Here is a 17,802-nt window from a genome sequence, read left to right on the forward strand (position 1 = left end):
GTGCGATCCGGCCATTGTACGTCGCGGTGCCGTCAGCTGCCGGCCCGTAGAATGACACCCATCCGGCCGGCAACGGCCCTGTCTGAAGGACCTCCCCCATGACCATTCCCGCCCTGCGCGATGTCCCCGGCGTCGCCACCCAGGCCCCGGCCGAGACCACCGGCTTCGTCTTCAACCACACCATGCTGCGGGTCAAGGACGCCACCGCCTCGCTGGACTTCTACACCCGCGTGCTGGGCTACCAGCTGATCGACAAGCGCGACTTCGCCGAAGCCCAGTTCAGCCTGTACTTCCTGGCCTACGTACCGGCCGGCACCGTGGTGCCGGAAGATGACAACACCCGCCGCCTGTGGATGGCCGGCCTGCCGGGCGTGCTGGAACTGACCCACAACCATGGCACCGAGAACCAGGAAGGCGCCGTCTACCACGACGGCAACAGCGACCCGCGCGGCTTCGGCCACATCTGCGTGTCGGTGCCGGACATCGAAGCGGCCTGCCAGCGTTTCGAAGACCTGGGCGTCACCTTCCAGAAGCGCCTGACCGACGGCCGCATGAAGAACCTGGCCTTCATCAAGGACCCGGACGGCTACTGGGTCGAGATCATCGCCAACGCCTGACCCAGAAAGGGGCACAATTCCGGTAGCGCCGGGCCATACCCGGCGGCCTTGAGCAGGCCGCGCTGCGCGCTCGCCGGGCCCGGCCCGGCGCTACCGACTCCGTCCCCCTTTTTTGCGAGGTTCGTATGGAAACGATGGAACTGCACCGTGGGCGATTGATCGACCACATCCAGCTGGTCGTACGCGATCTGGCCGCCAGCCGCCGCTTCTACCAGGCGGTGTTCGACACGATCGGCATCCCGGTGGCCGGCGAAGGCGATGACTACTTCTGGGCCGACGAGTTGTTCATTTCCAGCGCCAGCAGCGAGGCCGCTGCCGGCCAGCTGACCGGTCGCCACCATCTGGCGTTCCAGGCACGCGATACCGCCACCGTCGATGCTTTCCACAGCGCTGCGCTGGCGGCTGGCGGCAAGGACAACGGCGCGCCCGGCGAGCGCCCGTACCATCCCGGCTACTACGGCGCCTTCGTGCTCGATCCGGATGGCAACAACATCGAGGTCGTCTACCACGGCCCGGCGAACTACAGCGCCGATTCGGTGAAGGTCAGTTTCTGATTCCTGCGCTACGCGCTCGCCGGGCATGGCCCGGCGCTACCAACGAAGAAGCCGGGCAATGCCCGGCTTCGTTTCATCACACAGCGCAGGCCTCAGTGGGCCGCCATGTAGATGTCCTGCAACACGGCCTTTTCCAGCTCCAGCTCGCCCAGCAGGTTCTTCACGATGTCACCCAGGCTGAGGATGCCGACCAGCTTGCTGCCGTCGGTGACCATCAGGTGGCGACGACGCGAGTAGGTCATCAGGGACATGGCCTGCTTCAACGTGGCGTCCGGCGCAATGCCTTCCAGGCCGGTGGACGGCAGGCTGGAAATCACCCGGCGACCGGCCTGCGGGCCATCATCGGCCAGGCTGCGGACGATGTCCTTTTCGGAAATGATGCCGACCGGCGCATCATCCTTCATCACTACCAGTGCGGCGATTTTATTCGCGCTCATCTTGTGCGCGGCGGCACCGATCGTGTCTTCCGTGTCGATGGTGATGACAGCTTCTTTCTTGGATTGCAGGAGCTCGCGGACGTTCATTCTTGTTTCCTGGTGCAGGTCACTGAAGTCAAAAAAGTGTGCTCTGCCGATTCGCCCCCTCCCCGGGAACAGACCTTTCAGTGCACGTCTGGCGCACCCACCTGCCGCTTGGAATGGATCGGCAGACGTCGTGCTGCAACACGAACGAGGGGGTTCAACGGCTCAACCCGGATCTCGGTCAACTCGATTCTACGACTGCGACCATCGGTCACTAGCGGCATCGATGGGACAGTTCGTCGTAGGAACCAACTGACGATCCAGAGAATGGCACCGCGGCTGAAACCGCCGCTGAATACAGGCGATGTCGCGCATTAAAGATTGATTGCCTGCTGCCGACTGCGGACAGAAAACCCGGCAGCTGTCCCACTTGGCAGCGCCAGCGTCGTAAACGAAAGGGGCCACGTGGGCCCCTTTCGCATGCAGCATCCAATGGATCCGAGTGTTACTCCACCGTAACGCTCTTGGCCAGGTTGCGCGGCTTGTCCACGTCGGTGCCGCGCGCCAGCGCGGTGTGGTACGCCAGCAGCTGCACCGGGATGGTGTGCACCACCGGGCTGAGCACGCCGGCATGGCGCGGGGTGCGGATCACGTGCACGCCTTCGGACGCGTTGAAGTTGCTGTCCTGGTCGGCGAACACGAACAGCTCGCCGCCACGCGCGCGCACTTCCTGCATGTTGGATTTGACCTTCTCCAGCAGGCTGTCGTTGGGTGCGATCACCACCACCGGCATGTCCTCGTCCACCAGCGCCAGCGGCCCGTGCTTGAGCTCGCCGGCCGGGTAGGCCTCGGCATGGATGTACGAGATTTCCTTCAACTTGAGCGCGCCTTCCAGGGCGATCGGATAGTGCAGGCCACGGCCGAGGAACAGCGCACTGCTCTTGCGTGCGAAGCGCTCGGCCCATGCGGCGATCTGCGGTTCCATGTTCAACGCATGCTGCACGCTGCCCGGCAGGAAACGCAGCTGCTCCAGGTAGTCCGCTTCCTGTGCGGCATCAACGCGGCCATGCAGCTTGCCCAGCACCACGGTCAGCTGGAACAGCGCGGCCAGCTGGGTGGTGAACGCCTTGGTCGAGGCCACGCCGATCTCGGCGCCGGCACGGGTGTAGCAGACCAGTTCGCTGGCGCGCGGAATCGCGCTTTCCGGCACGTTGCAGATCGACAGCGTGTGCGTGTGGCCCAGCGATTTGGCGTACTTCAGCGCTTCCATCGTGTCCAGCGTTTCGCCGGACTGGGAGATGGTCACGATCAGGTGCTTGGGATTGGCATACGCGGCGCGGTAGCGGTACTCACTGGCGATCTCCACGCTGCACGGCAGGCCGGCGATGGCCTCGATCCAGTAGCGCGCGGTCAGGCCCGAGTAGTAACTGGTACCACAGGCCAGGATCTGCACGCCCTCGATACCCGACAGCACCGCTTCGGCATTCTTGCCGAACAGTTCGGCCGGGAAGCCACCAGCATCGATCGCCGCTTCGATGGTGTCGCCCAGCGCACGCGGCTGCTCGTGGATCTCCTTCTGCATGAAGTGGCGGTACGGGCCCAGCTCCAGCGATGCCAGCGAGACATCGGAGAGATGCACATCGCGCTCGATCGGCTGATCGTTGCCATCGAAGATGCTCACGCCATCACGGCGGATCTCGGCGGTGTCGCCCTCTTCCAGGAAGATCACCTTGCGCGTGGCCGACAGCACGGCCGACACATCGGACGCCACGAAGTTCTCGCCCTCGCCCAGCCCGACCAGCAGCGGGCAGCCCATGCGGGCACAGACGAAGCGTTCCGGCTCGGCACGGCTGACCACGGCCAGCGCATAGGCACCGGTCAGTTCCTTCACCGTGTGCTGCAGCGCGACCAGCAGGTCATCGCCCTTCTTCAGATGGTGGTGGATCAGGTGGGCGATCACTTCGGTGTCGGTCTGCGACTCGAAGGTATAGCCCAGCACGCGCAGCTTCTCGCGCTGCTCCTCATGGTTCTCGATGATGCCGTTGTGCACCAGCGCCACGCCATGGCTGATGTGCGGATGCGCGTTCGCCTCGGTGACACCACCATGGGTGGCCCAGCGGGTGTGGCCGATACCCAGGCTGGCGTTGAAGCCTTCAGCCTCGGCAGCAGTGGCCATCTCCGAGACACGACCGGTGCGGCGTACGCGGCGCACCTCGGGCCGTTCGGCCTGATCGATCACGGCGATGCCGGAGGAATCGTAGCCGCGGTATTCCAGTCGCTTCAGTCCTTCGATCAGCAGCGGCACCACGTCGCGCCCGGCGATCGCACCCACGATTCCACACATGTCACGCATTTCCTTGAAGACGGTCGCCGCATTCTAGCCTGCGCGTCCGCCAGCCCCCTCCTGTCCGCTTAATGAAAGTGTCCGGAAAGGTGTCCGCGGACACCCGGACAGTAGCGACACACGTTCAACTCATTGATGGAAAAGGAAATAAAGTTGGCACGCTGTGTGCTTTGTCCATAGCACCACTCTGGCACCACCGACAGGCACGAACCCGATGATCCGCGACACCTCCGCCCAGGACCAGATCGTTTCCTCCGCTTCAGCCAGTGCCCCCAAGGCCGCATGGCACCGTTACCGCTGGCCGGCCCTGGCGGGTATCGCGCTGCTGGCCGGCATCGGCTGGGCCGTGCATGCCTGGTCCAATGCCAGCAGCTCGTTCGACAGCAGCCGGGTGCGCATCGCCGAAGTGCAGCGCGGCGACCTGGTGCGCGACATCGCCGCCGACGGCCGCGTGATCGCCGCCAACAGCCCGGTGCTGTACGCCATCTCCGCCGGCACGGTGGACCTGAAGGTGGTCGCCGGTGACGTGGTCAAGAAGGGCCAGGAGCTGGCGATCATCGACAGCCCCGAGCTGCGCAGCAAGCTCGCCCAGGAGGAGGCCACCCTGGCCGGCCTGGAGGCCGAGGCCAGCCGCGCCAACCTGGATGCCACCCTGGCCCGGGCCAAATCGCGCAAGGAAACCGACCAAGCCAGCATCGAGCGACAGGCCGCCGACCGCGACCTGCAGCGCTACCAGCGCGGCTTCGATGGCGGCGCGGTGCCGCAGATCGATCTGGCCAAGGCCCAGGACACCCTGAAGAAGGCCGACATCAGCCTGGTCAATGCCACCACCGATGCACGCCTGCAGAGCCAGGGCGCGGACCTGGACGCACGCAACAAGCGTTTGCTGGCCGACCGCCAGAAGGCCGTAGTGGCCGAAGTGCGGCGCCAGGTGGACGCACTGACCCTGCGTGCACCGTTCGATGGCCAGGTCGGTCAGGTGCAGGCCACCCAGGCCACCAACCTTGCCGCCAACGCGCCGGTGCTGGGCGTGGTCGACCTGTCCAAGTTCGAAGTCGAGATCAAGGTGCCGGAGAGCTTCGCGCGCGATCTGGCGATCGGCATGCCGGCGCAGCTGACCGGCGGCAATGGCCAGCCGTTCCCGGGCGAGATCAGTGCGGTGTCGCCGGAAGTGGTCAATGGCGAAGTCAACGCACGCGTCCGCTTTGCCGCAGCCCAGCCTGAAGGCCTGCGCCAGAGCCAGCGGATGTCGGTGCGGGTGCTGCTGGATACCCGCAGGAATGTCATGAAGGTCGAGCGCGGCCCGTTCGTGGAACAGGGCAACGGTGTGGCGTACGTAATGGATGGCCGCACCGCGGTGCGTCGTCCGATCGAACTGGGCGTCAGCAGCCTGGGCGAAGTGGAAATCAAGTCGGGTGTGCAGCCGGGGGACCGCATCGTGGTCTCGGGCAGCGACCTGTTCAAGGACGCCGAACGCGTCTCCGTCAACTGACAACTCATACATCCTGGAGAGAGGACACCCCATGTACATGCTCGAAATGCGTTCGGTCGCCAAGGTCTTCCGTACCGAACAGGTGGAAACCCACGCGCTGCGTTCACTGGAACTGCAGGTCAAGGAAGGCGAGTTCGTCGCCGTCACCGGTCCGTCCGGCTCCGGCAAGACCACCTTCCTCAACATCGCCGGCCTGCTGGAAACCTTCACCAGCGGCACCTACATGCTTGATGGCCAGGACGTCAGCAAGCTCGGCGATGATGCCCGCAGCCGCCTGCGCAACCAGAAGATCGGCTTCATCTTCCAGGGCTTCAACCTGATTCCGGACCTCAACCTGTTCGACAACGTGGACGTGCCGCTGCGCTACCGCAAGATGAGCGCCGGCGAGCGCCGCGAGCGCATCGAGAAGGCGCTGAGCCAGGTTGGCCTGGGCTCGCGCATGAAGCACTACCCGAACGAACTCTCCGGCGGCCAGCAGCAGCGCGCGGCGATCGCCCGTGCCCTGGCCGGCAGCCCCCGTCTGCTGCTGGCTGACGAACCGACCGGCAACCTGGACACGCAGATGGCGCGCGGGGTGATGGAACTGCTGGAGGAGATCAACGCCGCCGGCACCACCATCGTGATGGTCACCCACGACCCGGAACTGGCCGCACGCGCGCAGCGCAACGTGCACATCGTCGACGGCCAGGTCACCGACCTGGTGCGCGAGCCGGTGCTGGCCACCCCGCGTCGCATCGTCGCCGTCAACGAGTGAGGGCACGACCATGTTCGCCTACTACGCCCGACTGGCGGTACGCAGCTTCCGCCGCAACAAGGTACTGACCGCGCTGATGGTGGTGGCCATCGCGCTGGGCATCGGTGCTTCGATGACCACCCTGACCGTGTTCCACGTGCTGTCCGGCGACCCGATCCCTGACAAGAGCGACCGCCTGTTCTACGTGCAGGTCGATCCGCGCCCGCGCTCGGGTTACCTGACCGGCGAAGAGCCGGAGACCCAGATGACCCGCTTCGATGCCGAGACGCTGCTGCGCGAGAAGCGTGGCGAGCGCCAGGCGATGATGAGTGCCGGTGACGCGACCATCGAGCCGGAAGGCAGCACGTTGAAGCCGTTCAACATCGATACCCGCTGGACCTCGGCTGACTTCTTCCCGATGTTCAACGTGCCGATGCTGTATGGCCGTGCCTGGACGGCCAGCGACGATGACGGTCGCTCCCGCGTGGTGGTGCTGTCCAAGGTGATCAACGACAAGCTGTTCCAGGGAGCGGACAGTGTCGGCCGTGAGATCCGTGCCGATGGCCATTCGCTGCGGGTGATCGGGGTGATGGACACCTGGAATCCGGAACCGCACTTCTTCGACCTGACTGTGGGCAACTACGGCCGCGAAGAGGACCTGATGATGCCGCTGTCCACCGCGATGGACCTCAAGCTCGGCAGCAACGGCAACATGAACTGCTTCCGCGACGGCGCACCCGATGACGACAGCAATTCGATCAACGCGCCGTGCACCTGGATCCAGTACTGGGTGGAGCTTGACCCGTCCAAGGCCGAGGACTACCGCCGCTACCTGGTGAACTACTCGGACCAGCAGCGGGCTGCCGGCCGTTTCGAGCGCCCGGCCAACGTGCGCCTGCGCACCGTGATGGAGTGGCTGACCTTCAACAACGCAGTGCCCAGCGACGTGCGCCTGCAGATGTGGCTGGCGCTGGGTTTCCTCGGTGTCTGCCTGGTCAACACGGTCGGCCTGCTGCTGGCCAAGTTCCTGCGCCGCAGCGGTGAAATCGGTGTGCGTCGCGCACTGGGCGCCAGCCGCGGGCAGATCTTCCTGCAGTGTCTGGTCGAAGCGGGTGCGGTAGGCGTGGTCGGTGGCGTGCTCGGCATCGGCCTGGCGCTGCTGGGCCTGTACGCGGTGCGCCAGCAACCAGTGGATTACGCCAAGCTGGCCCACCTCGACGGCAGCATGCTGCTGCTCGCCCTCGGCCTGACCCTGCTGGCCAGCATTGCTGCCGGCTTCCTGCCCGCCTGGCGCGCGATGCAGGTCACCCCGGCCATCCAGCTCAAGTCGCAGTAAGCACCAGAACGAGGACTTCCCATGGACATCCGCCCCATCCTCAGCACCCTGCGCCGGCACAAGACCGCAGCCGCATTGATCGTGCTGGAAATCGCCCTGACCTGCGCCATCGTCTGCAATGCCCTGTTCCTGGTCACCCAGCGCGTGGAAAAGATCAGCCAGCCCAGCGGCCTGGCCGAGAACGAACTGGTCATGGTCCGGGTCAGCGGCATCGGCAAGCAGACCAACGCCATGGCCCGCACCAACGAAGACCTGGCATCGCTGCGCGCGATCCCCGGCGTGACCAGCGTGGCCAAGGTCAACCAGCTGCCGTTCCGCCGCAATTCGAGCAACACCAGCATCTCGCGCGAGCGTGACCAGGAACGGCCGACAGCCTTCGTGTCGCAGTACATGGTTGGCGAGAACGCGTTGTCCACGCTCGGCCTGCAGCTGGTCGCCGGCCGCGACTTCCAGCCCAGCGAGTACATCGACCTGGAAGAAGCACAGAAGAATCCGAAGCCCGACCGCGCCGCACCGGTGATCATCAACCAGCAGGTCGCCGCCAAGATGTACCCGGACCAGAGTGCGCTGGGCAAGACCTTCTACATGGGCAACCAGGCCCTGCATGTGGTTGGTGTGGTCGCCCATCTGGCCACCCCCACCGACTACAACGACAACAGCACCCTGTCGATGATGCTGCCGGTGCGTACCGACTTCACCCGCGGCCCGTACATGCTGCGCACTTCGCCGGAACGCCGCGATGAAGTGCTGAAAGGTGCGCTGGCCGCGCTGGAGCACAACGACCCCAACCGCCTGGTGCGCGAGAAACTGACTTACCAGGAACAGCGTGCCGACTACTTCAAGAACGACCGCTCGATGGTCGGCCTGCTGGTGACGGTCTGCGTGGCGCTGCTGGTTGTCACCGCCCTGGGCATCGTCGGCCTGGCCAGCTTCTGGGTGCAGCAGCGCAGCAAGCAGATCGGCATCCGCCGCGCATTGGGCGCCACCCGCGGGCAGATCCTGCGCTACTTCCAGACCGAGAACTTCCTGCTGGCCACGCTGGGCATCGTGCTGGGCATGCTGGCGGCGTACGCCATCAACCTGGCCCTGATGAACATGTACGAGCTGCCGCGCATGCCGCTGCTGTACCTGCCGCTGGGCGCAGCGCTGCTGTGGCTGCTGGGGCAGATCGCCGTGTTCGGCCCGGCCCGCCGCGCTGCGGCGGTGCCACCGGCCGTCGCCACGCGGGGGGCGTGAGATGCGCGCCAGCCTGCTGGTGCTGTTGCTGGCCCTGCCGCTGCCGGTACTCGCCGGCAGCAGCAGCGCGCAGACGCTGGAGTGGCGCCAGGACGATGCGCGGCTGGCGCTGCGCTCGACCGAAGGCGTGGTGAGGGTGGATGCGGCCAGCCCGGAGGCGCGCTTCGGCGTGCGCCATGGCGACCGCATCCTGCGCGTGGACGATTCGCCGGTGCGGCAGATCGAACAGCTCGCCGACGCAGTGCGGGCGGCATCGACGCCCACCGTCCACCTGCTGCTGCGCCGCGATGGCCGGATGCTCACGGTACCGGTGAACGTGGCCCAGTGGCGCCCCGCGCTGGCGCCGCCGCCCCCCCCTCCGGCTCCGCCGCCGCCGCCGCCACGGCGCTGAGTCCGGACGCCCCTGCGCGACCGCTGGTTTCGCTATATTGCAGAGCGGCCCGGTAGCGCCGGGCCATGCCCGGCGGTTCCAGCCGCTGCAACTGCACCCGCCCCGCCGGGCATGGCCCGGCGCTACCCTCTTTGCGACCCATGCCTGCGATCCTGATCATCGACGACAACGCCAGCGTGGGAACCGCGCTGGACGTGCTGTTCTCCCTGCACGACATCGACACCCTGCTGGCGCAGAGCCCGGCCGAAGGGCTGGCGCTGCTGGAATCGCAGCCGGTGGACCTGGTGATCCAGGACATGAATTTCAGCGAGGACACCACCTCCGGTGAGGAAGGCGAGGCGCTGTTCGCACAGATCCGCGAACGCCACCCCGATCTGCCGGTGATCCTGCTGACGGCCTGGACCCACCTGAGCAGCGCGGTGGACCTGGTCAAGGCCGGTGCCGCCGACTACCTGGCCAAGCCCTGGGATGACCGCAAGCTGCTGACCACGGTCAACAACCTGCTGGAATTGTCCGAAGCGCGGCGCGAGCTGGACCAGCGACGCCAGCGCGAACAGCGCCAGCGGCATGCGCTGGAAGACAAGTACGCATTGTGTGGTGCGGTGTTCGCCGACCCCGCCAGCGAGCGGGTGATCGCCCTGGCCTGCCAGGTCGCGCGCTCGGAGCTGCCGGTACTGATCACTGGCCCCAATGGCGCGGGCAAGGAGAAGATCGCGCAGATCATCCAGGCCAACTCGCTGGTGGCCAAGGGTCCGTTCGTGGCGGTGAACTGTGGCGCCCTGCCCTCCGAACTGATCGAGGCCGAACTGTTCGGTGCCGAGGCCGGCGCCTATACCGGCGCCAACAAGGCGCGCGAAGGCAAGTTCGAGGCAGCCGACGGCGGCACGCTGTTCCTGGATGAGATCGGCAACCTGTCGCTGGGTGGGCAGATGAAGCTGCTGCGCGTGCTGGAGACAGGACGTTTCGAACGCCTGGGCTCCAACCGCGAACGCCAGGTCAAGGTGCGCGTGGTCAGCGCGACCAATGCCGACCTGCCGGCGATGATCCGCGAAGGTACGTTCCGCGAAGACCTGTACTACCGGCTCAACACGGTGGAACTGACGCTGCCGCCGCTGGCCGACCGCCCCGGCGACATCGTGCCGTTGGCCGAGCATTTCCTCAGCATCGGCAAGCCGCTGTCCAGCACGGCGGCCACCGCACTGCAGCGCCACCTGTGGCCGGGCAACGTGCGCGAGCTGCGCAACGTGATCCAGCGTGCCGAGCTGCTGGCCACCGGCAACCGCATCGAAGTGGCCGATCTCAACCTGCCGCGTGCATCTGCTGCACCGCGCCCGACGCCAAGCGCCGGCAATGATCCCGATCGCGCACGCATCGAAGAAGTGCTGGCGCGCAATCACGGCGTCATCGCACAGGCGGCCAACGAGCTTGGACTGAGCCGGCAGGCGCTGTACCGGCGCATGGACCGTCACGGCATCCCACGCGAATGAAGCGACGCTCCTTCACCTTCCGCCTGTTCCTGCGCCTGCTGCCGGTGCTGGCGCTGGCTGCCGCGCTGCCGTGGCTGCTGGCCTACTGGATGGACCATGGCTGGGTGGTGACCACGGTCTCCACGATCATCCTGCTGTCATTGATGTGGTGGACGCTGCGCCGCGCCACCGCACCGGTGCGCTCGTTGATGCGGGCGCTGTCCGGGACCACCAGCAGCTACCGCGACGGTGAGTACAACTTCGGCATCTACTGGCCCGGCAATGACGAACTGGGTGACCTGGTGCAGGCACACCGCGAGCTGGGGGAAGTGCTGCGCGCACAACGCCAGGGCCTGGTGCAGCGCGAACTGCTGCTGGATACCATGGTGCAGAACACCCCGGTGGCGATGCTGCTGATCGCCGCCGGTGGCGATGGCATTTCCCGCGTGGTGTTCTCCAACCTGGCCGCGCGCAAGCTGCTGCACAGCGGCTGGAAGCTGGAAGGCCAGCGCATGGAAGACGTGCTCGAGCAGCTGCCGGTGGAACTGCGCGATGCCATCGGCCGCGGCGGCGACAGCCTGTTTGCGGTGAAGTCGGAAAGCGAAGACGGTGTGGAGGGCGACGAGGACGACGAACAGGTCTATCACCTGTCGCGGCGCGCGTTCCAGCTCAACGGCCGCCCGCATGACCTGCTGTTGGTACGCCAGCTCACTGCCGAACTGCGCCGGCAGGAAGTACAGACCTGGAAGAAGGTGATCCGGGTGATCAGCCACGAACTCAACAACTCGCTGGCGCCGATCGCATCGCTGGCGCACTCCGGCGGCGAACTGGTCAAGCGCGAACGCTTCGACCGGCTGCCGGAGATCTTCACCACCATCGAAGACCGGGCCCGCCATCTGGAAGGCTTCATCCGCGGCTATGCACGTTTCGCCAAGCTGCCGCAGCCGCAGCTGCAGACCGTGCACTGGGCGCCGTTCCTGTCCAGCCTGTGCCAGCAGATTCCGTTCACGATGGAGCGTGCACCCGACGAGGAACTGAGCAGCCGGATCGACATCGCCCAGTTCGGCCAGGCCCTGCTCAACCTGCTGAAGAATGCACACGAGGCCTGCGCCGAAGCCGATCCGCCCAACGACGACGTGCAGGTTCAGCTGACCCGGCTGCCGCAGTGGCTGCGGCTGGATGTGCTGGACCGCGGCAAGGGCATGAACGAGCAGGTGCTGCAGAATGCGCTGATGCCGTTCTATTCGACCAAGCGCAACGGCACCGGGCTGGGGCTGGCCCTCACCCGCGAGATCGTCGAGGCGCACGGTGGTCGCGTGTCACTGCAGAACCGCACCGAGGGCGGGCTGTGTGTGTCGATCCTGTTGCCGGTGGGGTAGGTTTGTTCTTCCTTCTTCTGTTGATGGCTGAAGGTTGATCACGGTTCATGGGTGTCACTTTTCTTTGTACGCAAAGAAAAGTAACCAAAAGAAGCATTCCGCCGGCCGCGAGCCGTCGTGCTGCGCATCGGTGCTCGGCTCGCTTCAAGACGGACTCGAGAAGCAGAGCAAAAGCATCCACGCATGGCGTGGACCTACTGGGTGCAGCTGTGGCCTTTGACTTGGGTCCGCCTTGAAGCGAGCCGAGCACCGCAGGGCCGGCGAGGGCGAAGAGGCGCGGGTGTCTGAGCGCAGCGAGTTCCCGCGCCGTCCCTCGACGGACCGAGGAGCGCAGGGTACCGGCGTGCGCAGCACGACGGCTCGCGGACTGGCGGCGCGTTTCTTTTGGTTACTTTTCTTTTCGCGCGAAAAGAAAAGTGACACCCATGAACCGTGATCAACCTTCAGCAATCAACAGGGGAAGCAAAACTAAAGCACCCGTCGCAGCGCCACCCGCAGGTGCATCGGGAATCCCAACGCGGCTTCCTCGGCCATCACCCCTCGCAGGCCCGCGCTCCACTCTGGCTCCGGCAGCAGGGTGAATCCTTCGCTGGCATAGAACGCCGCATTCCACGGTACATCGGACAACGTGGTCAGCACCGCCGCCGGATAGCCAAGCACCTTGGCCTCGGCGAGTGCATGCTGCAGCAACGCCCGTCCGTAGCCACGGCGAGCATGATTGGGATCCACATCCATCTGCAGCACATGGAAATCGCCGTCGAGCGTACCGCCCAGCAGATAGCCGGCGATGCCGCCATCGGCGCCTTCGATGATCCACAACAGGCCACGCCGCAGTCCGGCCTGCAACGTGGGAAGGTCCAGTCCATGGCCGGCGAACACCGGGTACGCCTCGTGCCCGCGCAGCAGTTCACCCGCACGCTGTTCGATGCGGGGCAGCGCACTCAGTTCATCGACGCGCGGTGGCCTCGGCTCAGCTTTTCTTGATGGGGCGCTGCCAGCCATCGATGGTTTCCTGGCGCGCACGGGCTACGGTCAGCTTGCCGTCCGGCGCAGTGCGGGTGATGACCGAACCGGCAGCAATCGTCGCGCCTTCACCGATCAGCACCGGCGCCACCAGCGAACTGTTGGAGCCGATGAAAGCGTTGTCGCCGATGGTGGTGGTCGACTTGTTCACGCCGTCGTAGTTGCAGGTGATGGTGCCCGCGCCGATGTTGACCTTGCTGCCAATCACCGCGTCGCCCAGATAGGTGAGGTGGTTGGCCTTGCTGCCCACTCCCAGGGTGACCTTCTTGGTTTCCACGAAGTTGCCCACGTGCACGCCATCAGCCAGCACGGTGCCCGGGCGCAGGCGCGCGAACGGGCCGATCTGGGCCGCCCCCTCGCTGATCACGCCTTCCACATCGCAGTGCGCACGCACTTCGGTGCCCGCGCCGAGAGTGACGTCCTTCAGCCGGGTGAACGGGCCGATGGTCACGCCATCGCCGAGCACCACCTTGCCTTCAAGGATCACATCGACATCGATCATCACATCGCTGCCGACGACCACCTCACCCCGGATATCCACCCGCGCCGGATCGCGCACGCGCGCGCCCTGGATGCACAGCGCGCGCACCGCGCGCCGTTGCCAGGCCCGTTCCAGCTGCGAGAGCTGCCACGGATCGTTCGCGCCTTCGGCGTCCTGCGCATCGGCCACCAGGGCCATCTCCGCCGGAGTGAACTCGCGGGCGGCAAAGGCGAATACATCGGTCAGGTAGTACTCGCCCTGCGCGTTGCTGTTTGACAGCTGCGACAGCCAGCGGCGCAGCGCCGTCGATTCGGCAGTGATGATGCCGGTGTTGATGATGCGCACCCGGCGCTGTTCGTCATCGGCGTCCTTCTGCTCGACGATCGCCCCGACCTTGCCTTCGGCGTCGCGCAGCACGCGACCATAGCCGGTGGGATCGTCGACATCGGCCACCAGCACGGCCAGCCGGCCCGGCTGGGCCAGCAGGTCGCGCAGGGTCTGCGCACGGATCAACGGCACATCGCCGTACAGCACCAGCACCTGGGCGGCGTCGGGCACCTCCGGCATGGCCTGGGCAACGGCGTGACCGGTACCCAGCTGCTGCGCTTGTTCCGCCCACAACAGGTCCGGCTGGTCAGCGAAGTAGCTCCGCACCTGATCCCCGCCGTGGCCGTACACCACGTGGATGGCGGCCGGCTGCAGTTCCCGCGCCGTGGCGATCACATGCGCCAGCATCGGCTGCCCGGCAATCGGCTGCAGTACCTTGGGCAGCACCGACTTCATGCGCTTGCCGGCGCCAGCGGCGAGGATGATCACGTGCAGGGGTTGGGTCATGCGGGCGGTCCACGATTCGATGGCGGTGATTCTAGAACGGAGGCCGTTAACATGGAGCCCCCATCATGACCCCGGCACCATGAGCCTGCTCCGCCAAGGCCGTTCCTATCTCGTCATCGGCCTGCTGCAGTTGCTGCTGGACTGGGCGGTGTTCGTGCTGGCGACGGCGGCCGGCATGCCGGCTGCGCCCGGCAACGTCTGCGGACGCGTGGCCGGCATGCTGCTGGGTTTCTGGCTCAATGGACGCATCACCTTCGCCGACGCCAACGGGCAGCGCCTGGGCTGGCGCCGCTTCGCACGATTCCTACCGCTGTGGCTGCTGCTGACCATGGCCAGCACGCTGCTGGTGGCCGCCGCCGACCATGCGCTGGGCCTGCGGTACGCCTGGCTGGCAAAGCCGCTGGTGGAAGCGGGCCTGGCGGTGGTGTCTTTCCTGCTGCTGCGCCATGTCGTGTACCGGTAACGGCGTTTCCGCTGCGTTGTCGACACATACAAAAACGCCGGCACATGGCCGGCGTTCCTGCTTGATGGCGCTGGACCTCAGTGCTTGAGGGTCTTGCGCAGGCGCTCAAGCGCCTGCAGCTGGACAACGGCCTCTGCCAGCTTCTGCTGGGCTTCAGCCACTTCCATCGCTTCGCCGCGGTTGGCCAAGATACGTTCGGCTTCTTCCTTGGCCTTGCGGACCGAGGCTTCGTCGATGTCCTGTGCGCGGATCGCGGTGTCGGCCAGCACGGTCACCACCTGCGGCTGCACTTCCAGGATGCCGCCGGAAATGGCGAAATCCAGCTGCTCGCCGCTCGGCGTGGTCACTACCACCTTGCCCGGCTTCAGGCGGGTGATCAGCGGTGCGTGCTTGGGCGCGATGCCCAGTTCGCCCAGCTCACCGGTGGCCACGACCAGGGTCGCTTCGCCACGGAAGATTTCCTGCTCGGCGCTGACGATGTCGCAACGGATGGTGCTCATGTAACTCTCTTCGCTAGGGGGCGGGTCGAACCCACCGCAGGGATTCCGCAGCGGTGGGCGCAGGCCCACCCCGTGTCACGGTCGGGACGGGCGTGTGCCCGTCCCCGCCGCATCAGGCCTTCTCGGCCATCTTCTTGGCCTTCTCGACCGCTTCTTCGATGCTGCCGACCATGTAGAACGCCTGCTCCGGCAGGTGGTCGTACTCGCCATCGACGATGGCCTTGAAGCCACGGATGGTGTCCTTCAGCGACACGTACTTGCCCGGCGAGCCGGTGAACACTTCGGCCACGTGGAACGGCTGGCTGAAGAAGCGCTCGATCTTGCGGGCGCGCGACACGGCCTGCTTGTCTTCTTCGGACAGTTCGTCCATGCCCAGGATGGCGATGATGTCCTTCAGTTCCTTGTACTTCTGCAGGGTCTGCTGGACGCGCTGGGCGGTGTCGTAGTGCTCGTGGCCGATGACCAGCGGGTCCATCTGGCGGCTGGTGGAGTCCAGCGGATCGACCGCCGGGTAGATACCCAGCGAAGCGATCGAACGCGACAGGGTCACGGTCGAGTCAAGGTGGGCGAAGGTGGTCGCCGGCGACGGATCGGTCAAGTCATCGGCCGGCACGTAGACGGCCTGGATCGAGGTGATCGAACCATTCTTGGTCGAGGTGATGCGCTCCTGCAGGACGCCCATTTCCTCGGCCAGGGTCGGCTGGTAACCCACTGCCGACGGCATACGACCCAGCAGTGCCGACACTTCGGTACCGGCCAGGGTGTAGCGGTAGATGTTGTCGACGAACAGCAGCACGTCCTTGCCCTTGCCGTTCTCGTCCTTCTCGTCGCGGAAGTACTCGGCCATGGTCAGGCCGGTCAGGGCGACGCGCAGACGGTTGCCCGGCGGCTCGTTCATCTGGCCGTACACCATCGCGACCTTGTCCAGGACGTTGGAGTCCTTCATCTCGTGGTAGAAGTCGTTGCCCTCACGGGTACGCTCACCCACGCCGGCGAACACGGACAGACCGCTGTGCGCCTTGGCGATGTTGTTGATCAGTTCCATCATGTTGACGGTCTTGCCGACGCCGGCGCCGCCGAACAGGCCGACCTTGCCGCCCTTGGCGAACGGGCACATCAGGTCGATGACCTTGATGCCGGTTTCCAGCAGCTCGGTGGCCGGGGACTGGTCTTCATACGACGGAGCAGCGCGGTGGATTTCCCAGGTGTCGCTGGAGGCGACCGGACCGGCTTCGTCGATCGGGCGGCCGAGCACGTCCATGATGCGGCCCAGGGTGCCAGCGCCGACCGGCACGGAGATGCCGCGGCCGGTGTTGGTGGCCACCAGGTTGCGCTTCAGGCCATCGGTGGAGCCCAGCGCGATGCAGCGGACCACGCCGTCACCGAGCTGCTGCTGCACTTCCAGGGTGATTTCGGTGTTGTCCACCTTCAGCGCGTGGTACACCTTCGGCACCGACTCGCGGGGGAATTCGACGTCGACGACGGCGCCGATGATCTGAACGATCTTGCCCTGACTCATTGCTGCATCCTCTAAATGTGTGCTTTTAACGAACGCGGTCAGACTGCTGCCGCGCCGCCGACGATTTCGGAGATTTCCTGGGTGATCGCTGCCTGGCGGGCCTTGTTGTAGACCAGCTGCAGGGTTCCGATCAGCTTGTTGGCGTTGTCACTGGCCGACTTCATCGCCACCATGCGCGCGGCATGCTCGGAAGCGACGTTTTCCAGCAGCGCCTGGTACACCAGCGACTCGATGTAACGCGTCATCACGTGCTCGAGCACGGTCGCGGCATCGGGTTCGTACAGGTAGTCCCAGTCGTGGTGCGCAACCTGCTTCTCAGCGGCCGGCAGCGGCAGCAGCTGATCGAAGCTGGCCTTCTGCGTCATCGTGTTGACGAAGCGGTTGTAGACCAGGTACACGCGGTCGACCTTGCCTTCGGTGAAGGCGTCGAGCATGACCTTGATCACACCGATCAGCGATTCCAGCTTCGGCGTGTCGCCGATGTGGGTCACCGTGCCGACCATGTTCACCTTGACCCGGCGGAAGAAGGTCGATGCCTTCTGGCCGATGGTCACCAGGTCCACTTCGGCGCCCTTGTCCTGCCAGGCCTTGGCTTCGCCAAGCATCCTGCGGAACAGGTTGTTGTTGAGGCCGCCGGCCAGACCGCGATCGGAGGAGATCACGATGAAACCGACCCGCTTGACCTGCTCACGCTCGACCAGGAACGGATGCTGGTAGTCGGTGCTGGCCTGCGCCAGGTGGCCGATCACCTGCTTCATCGCCTGCGCGTACGGACGCGAGGTCTTCATCCGATCCTGCGCCTTGCGGATCTTGGAGGCCGAGACCATTTCCAAGGCGCGCGTCACCTTGCGGGTGTTCTGCACGCTCTTGATCTTGGTTTTGATTTCGCGTCCGCTTGCCATCTTTTATTCCCGTGGCGCGGGGCCGGGGCCCCGCGTTGTTCAACCGTTTGATCGTCTGGTCCAGCGGAGCA

General features: G+C 65.7%; 17 protein-coding genes. 10 read left to right on the top strand and 7 right to left on the bottom strand.

Features of this window, described 5'->3' with window-relative positions:
• Positions 1-98: 98 nt before the first annotated feature.
• Positions 99-617, top strand: coding sequence for a lactoylglutathione lyase (gloA, locus tag J2X70_RS16090; RefSeq protein WP_059065188.1), 519 nt, complete (start codon positions 99-101; stop codon positions 615-617).
• A gap of 125 nt (positions 618-742) precedes the next feature.
• Positions 743-1,171, top strand: coding sequence for a VOC family protein (locus J2X70_RS16095; RefSeq protein WP_025877330.1), 429 nt, complete (start codon positions 743-745; stop codon positions 1,169-1,171).
• Positions 1,172-1,263: 92 nt separating this feature from the next.
• Here the strand turns inward: J2X70_RS16095 and J2X70_RS16100 are convergent, their stop codons facing one another.
• Positions 1,264-1,695: a CBS domain-containing protein gene (locus J2X70_RS16100; protein ID WP_025877332.1), complete on the bottom strand. Its 432-nt coding sequence runs from the start codon at positions 1,693-1,695 to the stop codon at positions 1,264-1,266.
• Positions 1,696-2,137: 442 nt separating this feature from the next.
• Positions 2,138-3,976 carry a glutamine--fructose-6-phosphate transaminase (isomerizing) gene (gene glmS / locus J2X70_RS16105; RefSeq protein ID WP_309911194.1) on the bottom strand — a complete coding sequence of 613 codons (1,839 nt, stop codon included), beginning with the start codon at positions 3,974-3,976 and terminating at the stop codon, positions 2,138-2,140.
• Positions 3,977-4,190: 214 nt separating this feature from the next.
• On the opposite strand from glmS, the gene J2X70_RS16110 reads away from it, so the two are divergent.
• From J2X70_RS16110 to J2X70_RS16140, 7 genes are all read left to right on the top strand, one after another.
• Complete coding sequence (locus tag J2X70_RS16110) at positions 4,191-5,468, top strand: efflux RND transporter periplasmic adaptor subunit (protein WP_025877336.1); 1,278 nt, start codon at positions 4,191-4,193, stop codon at positions 5,466-5,468.
• A gap of 31 nt (positions 5,469-5,499) precedes the next feature.
• Positions 5,500-6,222 (top strand): ABC transporter ATP-binding protein, encoded by a 723-nt coding sequence (locus J2X70_RS16115; protein WP_032976565.1) that lies wholly within the window; start codon positions 5,500-5,502, stop codon positions 6,220-6,222.
• A gap of 10 nt (positions 6,223-6,232) precedes the next feature.
• Positions 6,233-7,537, top strand: a complete 1,305-nt coding sequence (locus J2X70_RS16120; RefSeq protein ID WP_025877340.1) for an ABC transporter permease — start codon at positions 6,233-6,235, stop codon at positions 7,535-7,537.
• Positions 7,538-7,558: 21 nt separating this feature from the next.
• On the top strand, positions 7,559-8,773 hold the full coding sequence (locus tag J2X70_RS16125; protein ID WP_309911198.1) for an FtsX-like permease family protein: 1,215 nt from the start codon (positions 7,559-7,561) through the stop codon (positions 8,771-8,773).
• Between the two features lies 1 nt (position 8,774).
• A complete protein-coding gene (locus J2X70_RS16130; RefSeq protein WP_218788011.1) occupies positions 8,775-9,164 on the top strand; it encodes a PDZ domain-containing protein in 390 nt (129 codons plus the stop codon).
• A 140-nt stretch (positions 9,165-9,304) separates the two neighbouring features.
• Positions 9,305-10,651 (top strand): sigma-54 dependent transcriptional regulator, encoded by a 1,347-nt coding sequence (locus J2X70_RS16135; RefSeq protein WP_223483519.1) that lies wholly within the window; start codon positions 9,305-9,307, stop codon positions 10,649-10,651.
• Entirely contained in the window at positions 10,648-12,009 is a 1,362-nt protein-coding gene (locus tag J2X70_RS16140) for an ATP-binding protein (RefSeq protein WP_025877347.1), read from the top strand. Before J2X70_RS16135 ends, J2X70_RS16140 begins: the two co-directional genes overlap by 4 nt.
• Before the next feature lie 468 nt (positions 12,010-12,477).
• Here the strand turns inward: J2X70_RS16140 and J2X70_RS16145 are convergent, their stop codons facing one another.
• A complete protein-coding gene (locus J2X70_RS16145) occupies positions 12,478-13,011 on the bottom strand; it encodes a GNAT family N-acetyltransferase (protein ID WP_309911202.1) in 534 nt (177 codons plus the stop codon).
• Entirely contained in the window at positions 12,980-14,347 is a 1,368-nt protein-coding gene (glmU, locus tag J2X70_RS16150) for a bifunctional UDP-N-acetylglucosamine diphosphorylase/glucosamine-1-phosphate N-acetyltransferase GlmU (protein WP_032976569.1), read from the bottom strand. The genes J2X70_RS16145 and glmU overlap by 32 nt, the downstream gene beginning before the upstream one ends.
• A 79-nt stretch (positions 14,348-14,426) precedes the next feature.
• Between glmU and J2X70_RS16155 the strand changes: the two genes are divergently transcribed.
• A complete protein-coding gene (locus J2X70_RS16155) occupies positions 14,427-14,810 on the top strand; it encodes a GtrA family protein (protein ID WP_100436938.1) in 384 nt (127 codons plus the stop codon).
• A gap of 77 nt (positions 14,811-14,887) precedes the next feature.
• Here the strand turns inward: J2X70_RS16155 and J2X70_RS16160 are convergent, their stop codons facing one another.
• From J2X70_RS16160 to atpG, 3 genes are all read right to left on the bottom strand, one after another.
• Complete coding sequence (locus J2X70_RS16160; protein ID WP_025877355.1) at positions 14,888-15,310, bottom strand: F0F1 ATP synthase subunit epsilon; 423 nt, start codon at positions 15,308-15,310, stop codon at positions 14,888-14,890.
• A 112-nt stretch (positions 15,311-15,422) separates the two neighbouring features.
• Positions 15,423-16,829 (bottom strand): F0F1 ATP synthase subunit beta, encoded by a 1,407-nt coding sequence (gene atpD / locus J2X70_RS16165; RefSeq protein WP_025877357.1) that lies wholly within the window; start codon positions 16,827-16,829, stop codon positions 15,423-15,425.
• 38 nt (positions 16,830-16,867) lie between these two features.
• Positions 16,868-17,731 carry a F0F1 ATP synthase subunit gamma gene (gene atpG / locus J2X70_RS16170; RefSeq protein WP_025877359.1) on the bottom strand — a complete coding sequence of 288 codons (864 nt, stop codon included), beginning with the start codon at positions 17,729-17,731 and terminating at the stop codon, positions 16,868-16,870.
• Positions 17,732-17,802 lie beyond the last annotated feature (71 nt).

Source organism: Stenotrophomonas sp. 1337 (assembly GCF_031455455.1).
Taxonomy (GTDB): Bacteria; Pseudomonadota; Gammaproteobacteria; order Xanthomonadales; family Xanthomonadaceae; genus Stenotrophomonas; species Stenotrophomonas indicatrix.

What these genes read in the sequence shown, in the direction of transcription:
- atpG (WP_025877359.1), bottom strand. Translation starts at nt 17,731, where the DNA reads ATGGCAAGCGGACGCGAAATCAAAACCAAGATCAAGAGCGTGCAGAAC.
- J2X70_RS16135 (WP_223483519.1), top strand. Translation starts at nt 9,305, where the DNA reads ATGCCTGCGATCCTGATCATCGACGACAACGCCAGCGTGGGAACCGCG.
- J2X70_RS16130 (WP_218788011.1), top strand. Translation starts at nt 8,775, where the DNA reads ATGCGCGCCAGCCTGCTGGTGCTGTTGCTGGCCCTGCCGCTGCCGGTA.
- atpD (WP_025877357.1), bottom strand. Translation starts at nt 16,829, where the DNA reads ATGAGTCAGGGCAAGATCGTTCAGATCATCGGCGCCGTCGTCGACGTC.
- glmS (WP_309911194.1), bottom strand. Translation starts at nt 3,976, where the DNA reads ATGTGTGGAATCGTGGGTGCGATCGCCGGGCGCGACGTGGTGCCGCTG.
- J2X70_RS16095 (WP_025877330.1), top strand. Translation starts at nt 743, where the DNA reads ATGGAAACGATGGAACTGCACCGTGGGCGATTGATCGACCACATCCAG.
- J2X70_RS16145 (WP_309911202.1), bottom strand. Translation starts at nt 13,011, where the DNA reads ATGGCTGGCAGCGCCCCATCAAGAAAAGCTGAGCCGAGGCCACCGCGC.
- J2X70_RS16155 (WP_100436938.1), top strand. Translation starts at nt 14,427, where the DNA reads ATGAGCCTGCTCCGCCAAGGCCGTTCCTATCTCGTCATCGGCCTGCTG.
- J2X70_RS16125 (WP_309911198.1), top strand. Translation starts at nt 7,559, where the DNA reads ATGGACATCCGCCCCATCCTCAGCACCCTGCGCCGGCACAAGACCGCA.
- gloA (WP_059065188.1), top strand. Translation starts at nt 99, where the DNA reads ATGACCATTCCCGCCCTGCGCGATGTCCCCGGCGTCGCCACCCAGGCC.
- J2X70_RS16160 (WP_025877355.1), bottom strand. Translation starts at nt 15,310, where the DNA reads ATGAGCACCATCCGTTGCGACATCGTCAGCGCCGAGCAGGAAATCTTC.
- J2X70_RS16120 (WP_025877340.1), top strand. Translation starts at nt 6,233, where the DNA reads ATGTTCGCCTACTACGCCCGACTGGCGGTACGCAGCTTCCGCCGCAAC.
- J2X70_RS16115 (WP_032976565.1), top strand. Translation starts at nt 5,500, where the DNA reads ATGTACATGCTCGAAATGCGTTCGGTCGCCAAGGTCTTCCGTACCGAA.
- J2X70_RS16100 (WP_025877332.1), bottom strand. Translation starts at nt 1,695, where the DNA reads ATGAACGTCCGCGAGCTCCTGCAATCCAAGAAAGAAGCTGTCATCACC.
- glmU (WP_032976569.1), bottom strand. Translation starts at nt 14,347, where the DNA reads ATGACCCAACCCCTGCACGTGATCATCCTCGCCGCTGGCGCCGGCAAG.
- J2X70_RS16110 (WP_025877336.1), top strand. Translation starts at nt 4,191, where the DNA reads ATGATCCGCGACACCTCCGCCCAGGACCAGATCGTTTCCTCCGCTTCA.
- J2X70_RS16140 (WP_025877347.1), top strand. Translation starts at nt 10,648, where the DNA reads ATGAAGCGACGCTCCTTCACCTTCCGCCTGTTCCTGCGCCTGCTGCCG.